General features: G+C 34.4%; 1 protein-coding gene. It reads right to left on the reverse strand.

Going from position 1 to position 285, the window contains the following annotated elements:
* Positions 1-14: 14 nt before the first annotated feature.
* Positions 15-285, reverse strand: a 271-nt coding sequence (locus FLQ44_RS17980) for a LysE family translocator (RefSeq protein WP_170253027.1), incomplete at its 5' end; no start/stop codon positions are given.

Here is a 285-nt window from a genome sequence, read left to right on the forward strand (position 1 = left end):
CACCAATGCCTTTTTTATTTTCTCAGCCATTTCTGTGCTTTTAACCAAAGTACATGGCGATTTAGAAATTGTGTAAATGAATTGGCTGAGAAAATAAAAAAGGCATTGGTGAGTAAGCTTACAGTAATCTGTACAAAACCTAATTTCAAGGTCTGTACAAGTACAGCACCTTCATGCGGTTGGATAAATTGAGGAAGTAAAGCCAAATACATCATGGCAATTTTAGGATTCAGTATATTGGTTAGAAAACCCATTAAAAACAGTTTTGAATTGGAGTAAGACTGT

This window comes from Vogesella mureinivorans (genome assembly GCF_007644035.1).
In the GTDB taxonomy this organism is placed as follows: domain Bacteria; phylum Pseudomonadota; class Gammaproteobacteria; order Burkholderiales; family Chromobacteriaceae; genus Vogesella; species Vogesella mureinivorans.